Origin of the sequence: Mesorhizobium sp. B2-3-12 (genome assembly GCF_006442205.1) — a bacterium.
Taxonomy (GTDB): Bacteria; Pseudomonadota; Alphaproteobacteria; order Rhizobiales; family Rhizobiaceae; genus Mesorhizobium.
This window is the reverse complement of record NZ_VFVR01000015.1, coordinates 45,106-55,000: the sequence shown is the minus strand read 5'-3', so window position 1 is coordinate 55,000 and position 9,895 is coordinate 45,106. Positions and strand designations below refer to the sequence as shown.

Annotated in this window: 7 protein-coding genes (1 of these 7 cut by a window edge); 2 read left to right on the top strand and 5 right to left on the bottom strand. The window is 63.5% G+C overall.

The genetic code is table 11. The features are described from left to right. A protein-coding gene (locus tag FJ948_RS27810) for a M23 family metallopeptidase (protein ID WP_181173859.1) crosses the window boundary here: on the top strand, window positions 1-1,507 show its 3' portion. 464 nt of this gene lie to the left of the window's left edge; only the last 1,507 of its 1,971 coding nucleotides appear in the window; the start codon falls outside the window, past its left edge; it ends in the stop codon at window positions 1,505-1,507. A gap of 106 nt (window positions 1,508-1,613) precedes the next feature. Here FJ948_RS27810 and FJ948_RS27805 read toward each other — a convergent pair whose 3' ends face one another. Further along, window positions 1,614-3,170 (bottom strand): MFS transporter, encoded by a 1,557-nt coding sequence (locus FJ948_RS27805; RefSeq protein ID WP_140710139.1) that lies wholly within the window; start codon window positions 3,168-3,170, stop codon window positions 1,614-1,616. Between the two features lie 153 nt (window positions 3,171-3,323). Here FJ948_RS27805 and FJ948_RS27800 point away from each other — a divergent pair, with 153 nt between their 5' ends. Continuing rightward, entirely contained in the window at window positions 3,324-3,956 is a 633-nt protein-coding gene (locus tag FJ948_RS27800) for a TMEM175 family protein (protein ID WP_140710137.1), read from the top strand. Here FJ948_RS27800 and FJ948_RS27795 read toward each other — a convergent pair. From FJ948_RS27795 to FJ948_RS27780, 4 genes are all read right to left on the bottom strand, one after another. Then, the gene (locus FJ948_RS27795) at window positions 3,930-5,453 is read right to left on the bottom strand and encodes a L,D-transpeptidase family protein (protein WP_140710135.1); all 1,524 of its coding nucleotides are present in this window, start codon (window positions 5,451-5,453) and stop codon (window positions 3,930-3,932) included. The two genes, FJ948_RS27800 and FJ948_RS27795, sit on opposite strands and share 27 nt — an antisense overlap. 136 nt (window positions 5,454-5,589) lie before the next feature. Next, complete coding sequence (locus FJ948_RS27790; protein WP_140710133.1) at window positions 5,590-5,958, bottom strand: MmcQ/YjbR family DNA-binding protein; 369 nt, start codon at window positions 5,956-5,958, stop codon at window positions 5,590-5,592. A gap of 59 nt (window positions 5,959-6,017) precedes the next feature. After that, on the bottom strand, window positions 6,018-8,624 hold the full coding sequence (gene clpB, locus FJ948_RS27785; RefSeq protein ID WP_140710131.1) for an ATP-dependent chaperone ClpB: 2,607 nt from the start codon (window positions 8,622-8,624) through the stop codon (window positions 6,018-6,020). Between the two features lie 220 nt (window positions 8,625-8,844). Beyond that, a complete protein-coding gene (locus FJ948_RS27780) occupies window positions 8,845-9,867 on the bottom strand; it encodes a DUF4167 domain-containing protein (protein ID WP_140710129.1) in 1,023 nt (340 codons plus the stop codon). Between the last annotated feature and the right edge of the window lie 28 nt (window positions 9,868-9,895).

Genomic DNA, 9,895 nt, shown 5'->3' with positions numbered 1-9,895 from the left:
AGACGACGCCCCCGCGCAGCCGGCGACGGCCTCGGCCGCGTCCGGCCAGATCTACGGCGCCAAGGTCGAAAGCGAAATGAGCTTGAAGACCGTCGATTTCCCCATCGAGACGGCCTCCTTCGACGAAAAGAGCGACCTGTCCGCCGATGAGGTGGAAAAGGTGGTGCGCGAAGCCGGCACCGATCTCAGCGACGGCGCCGTACAGGTGGCTTCGCTCCACTATGTCGATCCACAGCGATTCGGCGAAGCTTTTGCCGAGAGCATGGCCGGCTCCTACGACGTCAAGATCGTGCCGGAAAACGTCTCCGTTTCGCCGCGCGCCAATGCTGACGACCAGGCGCCGGCTTTCGCCGAGGAAATCATACCCTTCACCAAGGACACCGACCTCACCGAGGCCTTTGCCGATTCGGGCTATACGGGCGACGATGCCACCGGCATGGCCGAAGCGATCGCCAAGCTGTTGAACGCCCCGGCGCTCAAGGCCGGAACCGTGCTGCGTGTCGGTCTTGAGGTTCACGGCGATGCCGCCAAGGTCGTGCGCACCAGCGTCTACGACAAGACCACGCATATCGTCACCATCGCGCTCGACGACCGCGGCCAGTACGTGCCGGCGCAAGAGCCGGAGCCCAATCCCGAATTGCTGACGGCGTTCGATGATTCGTCGGCGCCGGTGGTGGTGCGCGGCAACCTGCCCAATGTCTATGACGGCATCTACCGCGCCGCCTATTCCTATGGCATGTCCAAGGCGATGACCCAGCGGCTGATCAAGCTGTTGGCATCCGATGTCGACTTCCAGTCCCGCCTCAATCCCTCCGACCGCCTCGAAGTGCTGTTCTCGCAGCCCGATGGCGATGATCAGACTTCGGATAGTTCCGAGCTTCTCTATGTCTCGGCAACCTTCGGCGGCACGACGCGCAATTTCTACCGCTTCCAGATGCAGGACGGCAGTACGGACTATTTCGACGAAGACGGCTCGAGCGCCCAGCAATTCCTGCTGCGCAACCCGTTGCCGGCCGGAAAATTCCGCTCCGGCTTCGGTGCCCGCAAGCATCCGATCCTCGGCTATGTCCGCATGCACACCGGCGTCGACTGGGCGGCCCCGATCGGCACGCCGATCATCGCCGCCGGCAACGGCGTCATCGAGAAGGTCGGCTGGGCCGGCGGCTATGGCAAGCAGATCATCATCCGCCATGCCAATGGCTACGAGACCTCGTACAATCACCAGAGCGCCTTTGCCAAGGGCATGGAGCCGGGCATGCACGTGCGCCAGGGCCAGACCATCGGCTATCTCGGCCAGACCGGCCTCGCCACCGGCCCGCACCTGCACTACGAACTGATCGTCAATGGCACCAAGGTGGATCCGATGCGCGTGCGCCTGCCGGTCGGCAAGGTGCTCAAGGGAGACGACCTCGTCGCCTTCAAACGCGAGCGCGAACGCATCGACGATCTCTTGAAGCAGGAAGATGGCAATTCGCTGAAGGTCGCCAGCGCCAAGATCGAAGGCTGAGTCCTGGAGCTGCCCAGCGCAGATACGCTGACCCGCTCTAACTCGTTGTTTTTACATCATTCCAAACGGAAAACCGCTGCACATTTTTGCTGGAATTGCGCCAGCCTCAGTCCTGCCGAGGTTCGGCCCGCGACCACGGCAGCGCCTCGCCGGAAATCGTCATCCATGCAATGACAGCCGAAAGCAGGCATAGCAGCGCGGTCACCGCGGAAACGGCGGAAAAAGCGGCGTCGCTGGCGGCGACCCTCGCCGCATCGAGTGCCGGCGCAAGGCCGGTCGGTGCCGGTTCGCCAAAGCCGGGAACGCCGGGCGCGGCATTTATCTCCAGCATTTTGGCATAGACCCAGGCAGCGAGCGACCCCATTGCCGCCACCGCGATCAGGCCCCCGATGCGTGAGACGGCGTTGTTGATACCGGAAGCAGCCCCGGTATCCTTGTCTTCCACAGCCGTCATGATCGCGGTGGACAATGGCGACACGACCAACGCCATGCCGAGCCCCATCAGCGCCATCAAGGGGAAGATGCCTGTCCAGAAATGGTGAAAACCGGCATGGGCGAGCAACGCCAGCCCGGCGAAGGCAACCGCCACGATCAGGCTGCCGCAGGCAATCGGAAACCGTGGCCCGATCCGGTCCGACAGCGTGCCGACGGGTCCCGACAGAAGCGCGATCGATGCCGACAGCGGCAGGAAGATGAAGCCGACCTCGGCCGTGCTTAGCCCCCAGCCGGCGATCAGCACCATTGGCAGATAGAAGAGATTAGCCGACAGCGCGAAATAGAGGAAGAAGGTCGCGACATTGGCACCTGCGAAAGCACCGATGCGAAACAGGCTGAGGTCGATCATCGGCTCGCGCCGCCGCTGTTCGAACAGGATAAACACGACAAGCAGCACGGCCCCGGCGGCAATGCTCGGCCCCGCCATATGGCCTTCGCCGCTGGAACTCATCGAAGTCAGCCCGTAGGCGAGCGCACCGAAGGCAAGCGTCGCAAGCGCCCCACCGCCAAGGTCAAGGCTACGTTTCTCCGTCGGCGCATCGGCCGGAATCTTGGCGAGCAAAAGATAGATCGAGACCAGGCCAAGCGGCAGATTGACGGCGAAGATCGCCCGCCAGATACCGCCGCCAAAAGCGGACAGCACAAGGCCGCCGAGCACCGGACCCAGTGCGGTTGTCAGCGCCGAGGCCGCCGCCCAGATGCCGATTGCCCGGCCGCGTTCTTTCTTTGGGTAGGCCTTGGCGATGATGGCAAGACTTCCCGGCACCATGATCGCGGCTCCAATGCCCTGGAGCGCGCGAAACGCTATCAGTACCACGGCGTCTGGCGCCAGCGCGCAGGCCAGCGAGGCGGCAACGAACAGCACAATGCCAGCCACGAAAGCCCGGCGCAGCCCGAACCGGTCGCCAGCGGCGCCCCCGGCAAGGATCAGCGCCGAGAGCGTCAGCGCATAGGCATTGGAAATCCACTGCGCCTCGGCCAGACTGGCACCGAGGTCTACGCGGATCGCCGGCATGGCGATGGCCAGGATCGATCCGTCGATGAAGCCGAGCGCCGAGGCCAGGATCGCCGCGATCAAAACATAGCGCCGCTGCGATTGCGGGCAGAACGTGCCATTCGCGACCGGAGCGGTCAGCGGAACGGCGGCGGCTTCATTGGGTGAATGCATGCCACCCTAATTAGACCGGCGGCGCGCGGGCAACAACCCGCCAGAGGCATACTGTCCTTGAACCCAGCCATATTGCCAGGGATCGTATCCATCACGATGCAAACCGCGGCCGTCATGTTAGGTTTGCCCGAGAGCCACAGGCGGGAGAAATCGATGAAGCGTCCACTCGAAGCATCGGTCGAAGGGCGCGGCCGTATTGTCGGTATCACCGATGGCGTGTTCGCCATCGCACTCACCCTAATCGTGCTCGAGATCAGGGTGCCGGCCCATGAGACGATCCATTCCGAAAACGATCTGCTTGCCGCCATCGCGGCACTGGCGCCGCGCTTCCTCACCTATGCCTTGAGCTTCCTGACACTGACCATCTTCTGGTTTGGCCAGCAGGCGCAGCATGGGCTGATCGCCAAGTCCGACAGGCGGCTCGCGACGCTGAACCTCTGCTTTCTCGCCTTCATCGCGCTCCTGCCGTTCTCGACCGATCTTCTGGCCGACTTCCTCGAGTTCAGGATCGCGGTGCTGGTTTACTGGCTCAACCTGTTGATGCTCGGCCTCACGCTGTTCGCCAGCTGGCGCTACGCGGATAAGAACGGCTTTGTCGCGGAAGATGTTGACGCGCAAACGAGGCGCACGGTCTATCTGCGCATCGTCAAGGCACAAATCCTGTGGGCGGTCGGCGCCGCACTCTGCCTGATCGACCCGCTGCTCAGCGTCGGCTTCATTCTGGTCGTGCAGTTGATCTATGCCGCGGGGCTACGCGGCTCATTGCTGCGCAACGTCATCGGCTGAAGGTCCGCCAACGAATTCCACGGTAACGCCTGGCGACACCAGCTTGGCGAGCTCGCGCGCGTCCCAGTTGGTCAGGCGCACGCAGCCATGGCTTTCGGTCTTGCCGATCTTCGACGGTTCGGGCGTTCCGTGGATGCCGTAGGTCGGTTTGTCCAGCGCGATCCACACCGACCCGACAGGTCCGTTGGGACCTGGTGGAACGGTTAGAATCTTGTCGTTCTCGCCCTGCTTGAAATTGATGTTCGGATTGTAGGTGTAGTTCGGGTCGAGCGCGATGCGCGACACGGCGTGGATGCCGGTGGGCGACGGCGTGTCCGCCGAGCCGATGGTGGCGGGATAGGCTGCCACCAGCTTGCCGCCCGCATCGTAGGCGTACACCTCTTTCTTGGTCTTGTCGGCGACGATGCGTGCGACCGGCGTCGACACCAGCTTGCCGAAATTGGCGACCTTGATGATCGTGCCGGGGCGGTTGAAGTCGAGACCCTTGTTGATCGACTTCAGATAGTTCTCGTCCATGTGGAAGCGCTCCGCCAGCGCCTCCGTGACAGAGGTGTAGCACATGCAGTTGAGCTGCGCCTTCTGGCTGTAGTCTTCCGGGATGGAGGCGACATACGGCCCGGCTGCATCCTCGGCCGTGATGGTGTAGTTGGCGAAGGCATCGCCGCCGGATTGCGAGAGTGCCGACTGGATGCCGACCGCATCGGTCGATTTGAGGCTGCTGCCGTTGATCTCGTTATAGGCGGCGATCGCCTTGTCGACATTCGAACCGAAACGCCCGTCGATGACGCCAGGCGAAGCGCCGCCCCGATCGAGCAGCACCTGGAGCGCTGCCACATCCTGGCGCGCGCCAAGTGAAAGCGATGGGTCGACCGTGTTCTTGCCGCCGGCCTTCGGCGGCATTGCCGTCTGGTCGGAGGGCGCCGCCTGTTCCGCCGGAACCGCCGGCTGGAGGGGGTCTATCGACGCCTCGTTCAGCGGCTGGCGCTTGATGGCGCGCGGCTCCGCCGTCTGCGGGGCATCGGGATAATTGTCGTCGTAACTGCCATCGTCCCGGGGCGCCGGCGGATAGGCATCGACGGAATTGTTGCTATCAGGATCATATTCGTCGGCTGGCGGCGGGATGACCCGGCCTTCCTCTTCCAGCTGCTTGCGGCGAAAGCGGGCCATGTCCTGGGGATCGTCGAGATAGTAGCGGTCATCGTCGGCGGGGGCACGGCCCAACTCGCGCATACGCGACTCGCGGCGCAGCGCGCGACGGTCAAGACGTGTCTGCGGCGGCTGAATGGCGATCACCTTGCCTGTGTCCGCATCGACGATGACGCGATTGCCCCTGGCGTCGTAATAGATGTCGAGATTGCCGTCCTGGGCGAGCAGAATGCCGCCGCTCCCGGCCGTGCGGACAGGCTGGGCGGCACCGTCACGTGTCGGTGCGGCGAACGCATTGGAAAACACCAGGCCCGCGGCAAGCACCGAAAGGGTGAAGATAGTGCGCAGCATCGTGGCGAAACTCTCCGGTCCGTATGTGCCGCCGCCCGGCGTTGTTCGGTTCGGCGAATCCCTTCGCCAGCAAACCAGTTACCCAGCATATGGTTCCAACATGAACCGGGCATGAAGATGGCGATTTTCCGCCGCCTCAAAGAATATTAGCCAAGCCCAATTCCTTGCGCGCCTGCTTCGTCAGCTTCAGGCCAACCAGCCGGTGGCTCTCGCGCAAATAATCCTTCAGCGCGCCATCATCCATGCTCTGGCTTGTCCGACGCTGGATCCACTTCATGCCACGCGAGGCAAGATAGGGGGCCGGGCGCAATCCTGGCTGCTCCTTGAGCACGTTATAGGCGATGTCGGAACATTTGAAGGTGACGAAGAGCTGCTGGCCTTGGTCCCAACCACCGATCGCGAACATCTTGGCCCCGACCTTCCAGACATGCGCGCCGCCCCACTGGACGACATGCGTGGTCGATGGCAGCGAGGCGCAGAAGCCGTTGTAGTCGTCCAGCGTCATTCACCCCCCGCCGATTGCATGAAAACGCCGCGCGTCCGGTGGACGCGCGGCGTTTGGAATCAGGCCGCCGCTTCGGCCGCGACGATCGTCGGCTTGGAGCGGAAATTCAGCCGGTCGGAGCCAGCCGTGACCTTGACCGTCGAGCCATCCAGGATCTCGCCAAGCAGGATCTTCTCCGCCAGCGGATCCTGCAGTTCCTTCTGCATCACCCGCTTCAGCGGCCGGGCGCCATAGGCAGGGTCGTAACCCTTGGCCGCCAGCCACTCAATCGCCTCGGGATCCAGCGACAGCGTGATCTTGCGATCGACAAGCAGGCTCTCCAGCCGCTTGAGCTGGATCTCGACGATACGGTCCATGTCCTTGCGGCGCAGCCTGTGGAACAGGATCACCTCGTCGACGCGGTTGAGGAACTCTGGCCGGAACGATGCCCTGACCACGCCCATCACCTCGTCGCGCACCGCATCGACATCCTGGTCCTCGCCGAGATTGACCAGATATTCAGCGCCGAGATTCGACGTCATGATGATCAGCGTGTTGCGGAAGTCGACCGTGCGGCCCTGTCCGTCGGTGAGCCGGCCATCATCGAGCACCTGCAACAGCACGTTGAACACGTCCGGATGCGCCTTCTCGATCTCGTCGAACAGCACGACCTGATAGGGCCGGCGCCGCACCGCCTCGGTCAGCGCGCCGCCCTCCTCATAGCCGACATAGCCGGGAGGGGCGCCGATCAGCCGGGCAACCGAGTGCTTTTCCATGAACTCCGACATGTCGATGCGCACCAGGGCGCTCTCGTCGTCGAACAGGAAGCTCGCCAATGCCTTGGTGAGTTCCGTCTTGCCGACGCCCGTCGGTCCGAGGAACATGAACGAGCCGATCGGCCGGTTCGGATCCTGCAAGCCGGCACGCGCACGTCGCACCGCTTTCGAGACAGCCTGCACCGCTTCGCCTTGGCCGACGACACGCTTGCCGATCTCGTCTTCCATGCGCAGCAGCTTGTCGCGCTCGCCCTGCAGCATCTTGTCGACCGGAATGCCGGTCCAGCGCGACACGATATGGGCGACATGGTCGGGCGTGACCACTTCCTCGACCATACCGGCCTTGCCGTCCTGGGCTTCGGCCTCCTTCAGCTTCTTTTCCAGTTCCGGGATCTTGCCATAGGCAAGCTCGCCGGCGCGCTGGAATTCACCCTTGCGCTGGGCAATGGCAAGGTCGTTGCGCGCCTCGTCGAGCTGCTTCTTCAGATCAGCGGCAAGCCCGAGCTTCTGTTTCTCGGCCTGCCATTTGGCGGTGATCTCGGTCGATTCCTCCTCGAGGCCGGCGAGTTCCTTTTCCAGGCGGGCAAGCCGGTCCTTCGAAGCCTCGTCCTTCTCGACCTTCAGCGCCTCGCGCTCGATCTTGAGCTGCATGATGCGGCGGTCGACTTCGTCCAGGGATTCGGGCTTGGAATCGACTTGCATCCTGAGCCGCGAAGCGGCTTCGTCGACCAAGTCGATCGCCTTGTCCGGCAGGAAGCGGTCGGCAATGTAGCGGTTGGACAACGTTGCCGCGGCCACCAGCGCCGAATCGGAGATTCGCACCTTGTGGTGCTGCTCGTATTTTTCCTTCAGGCCGCGCAGGATCGAGACCGTGTCCTCCACGGTCGGCTCGTCGACGAAGACGGGCTGAAAGCGGCGGGCAAGGGCCGCGTCCTTCTCGACATGCTTGCGGTATTCATCCAGCGTGGTCGCGCCGACGCAGTGCAGCTCGCCGCGCGCCAGCGCCGGCTTCAGCAGGTTCGACGCATCCATGGCGCCATCGGCCTTGCCGGCGCCGACCAGCGTGTGCATCTCGTCGATGAACAGGATGATGTTGCCACTGGCCGAGGTGACTTCCGAGAGCACGGCCTTCAGCCGCTCCTCGAACTCGCCGCGATATTTGGCGCCGGCGATCAGCGCGCCCATGTCGAGCGCCATCAACTGCTTGTCCTTCAGCGATTCCGGCACGTCGCCATTGACGATGCGCAGCGCCAGGCCTTCGGCGATCGCCGTCTTGCCGACGCCAGGCTCGCCGATCAGCACCGGATTGTTCTTGGTGCGGCGCGACAGCACCTGAATGGTGCGGCGGATCTCGTCGTCGCGGCCAATCACGGGGTCCAGCTTGCCTGCGCGGGCATCGGCGGTCAGGTCGCGCGCATACTTCTTCAGCGCGTCATAGCCCTGTTCGGCACTCGCCGAATCGGCGGTGCGGCCCTTGCGAACGTCGTTGATGACCTGGTTCAGCGCCTGCGCGGTGACGCCGGCCTTGGCCAGGATTTCGGCCGTCTTTGCCGATTTCTCCATGGCCAGCGCCTGCAGCAGCCGTTCGACGGTGACGAAGCTGTCGCCGGCCTTCTTGGCCAGGTCCTCGGCGGTCGAGAACACCTTGGCCAGCGGCTGCGCCAGATAGAGCTGGCCATTGCCACCCTCCACCTTGGGCATCGCCTCGAGCGCCGTCTCGACGCCGAGCTTGACGTCGCGGACATTGCCGCCGGCGCGCTCGATCAGCGACGCGGCCAAGCCCTCGTCATCGTCGACAAGCACCTTCAAAATGTGTTCGGGGGTGAATTGCTGATGGTTTCGGGAGAGCGCCATGGTCTGCGCGGACTGGATAAAGCCGCGCACGCGCTCGGAGTATTTCTCAAGGTTCATATCTGTCTCCTTCCATCACCGGCCCGCTTTGCGGCACCGGATCAGATTGCGGTGACGGACCCGCCCATTCGAGCCGGATCCTGTTCAGGCCAGATATGGTGCATGGACCCCGGTCCCTCAAGACGTCTCGATAGGGGTGAACGCATAATATTCCACGTCAGCCCAAACGAAAACGGCGGAGATTTCTCTCCGCCGTTCAATGTGTTGCAGTGCCGTTAGATCAGTTGTCGATGTCGGCGATCACGGGGTCGGCGCCGCCGCTCTCGGCCGGAGCCGCTGACGTCTCGCCGGCATCCGTATTGTCGCTGCCGCCCTCGATCTGATCGGGGTTGGTGCGTGGACGGCGTGGACGGCGCGGACGCTTGGCGGCACCGTTCTCGGCGGCGACTTCGTTGAGCTCGGCCTGGGCCGCAAGACCTGCTGGCGAAAGACCGGCTGGCGAAAGACCGGCTGGCGAAAGACCGGCTGGCGAAAAATTCTCGAACCGCGGAGTAGGCTCGGCTGCCGGCACGGTCTCGGCCGGCGAAGCAGGCTCCGCCTGGACTTTCGTCTGCCCCGTGGACTCGTTGCGTTGCTGCTGATTGCCTTGTTCAGCCGCGGCATAGTCGCGCTGGCCGTTCTGACCATAGCCGCCATTGGGGCGGCGATCGCGGTGGCGCCCGCCATTGTTGTCGCGGCCGCCATTGTTGCGCCCGTTATTGTCTCGCCCGCTATTGTCTCGCCCGCTATTGTCTCGATTGTCGCGGCCGTTCTCCCGGTTCAGCGCAACCTCGGCCGGCATGCCCTCGATCACCGGCTGCGGGCCGGCGCCATGGTTGACGACCGGAATCTGCGAATCGGAACCGGCGCTGTTGCCCGCTCCGCTGTTGCCGGCATTGTCGAACTCGTCGCGATCCTCATCGCCGTCCTCATCGAACTCGTCGCGGTTCTGCTGGACGTTCTGGATCGGCATCTGCGCCTGCGCGGCGGCGATGATGCGATTGTAGTGCTCGGCGTGCTGGAGGTAGTTCTCCGCCATCACCCGGTCGCCGGAGCTGTGCGCATCGCGGGCCAGGGTGGCATATTTTTCGGCGATCTGCTGAGCCGATCCACGGATCTTCACGTCCGGGCCGTTGCTCTCGTAGTTGCGCGTCAGGGGATTAGGTCCCTTGCGGTTGTTGTTGTTGTTATTATTGTTATTGCCACCGCCGCCGCCATTGTTGTTGCGACCGCGCATGCGCCTGTTCTGCTGTTGTGGCCTCATTAGACTCTCTTCATAGTGAAATTTTCGA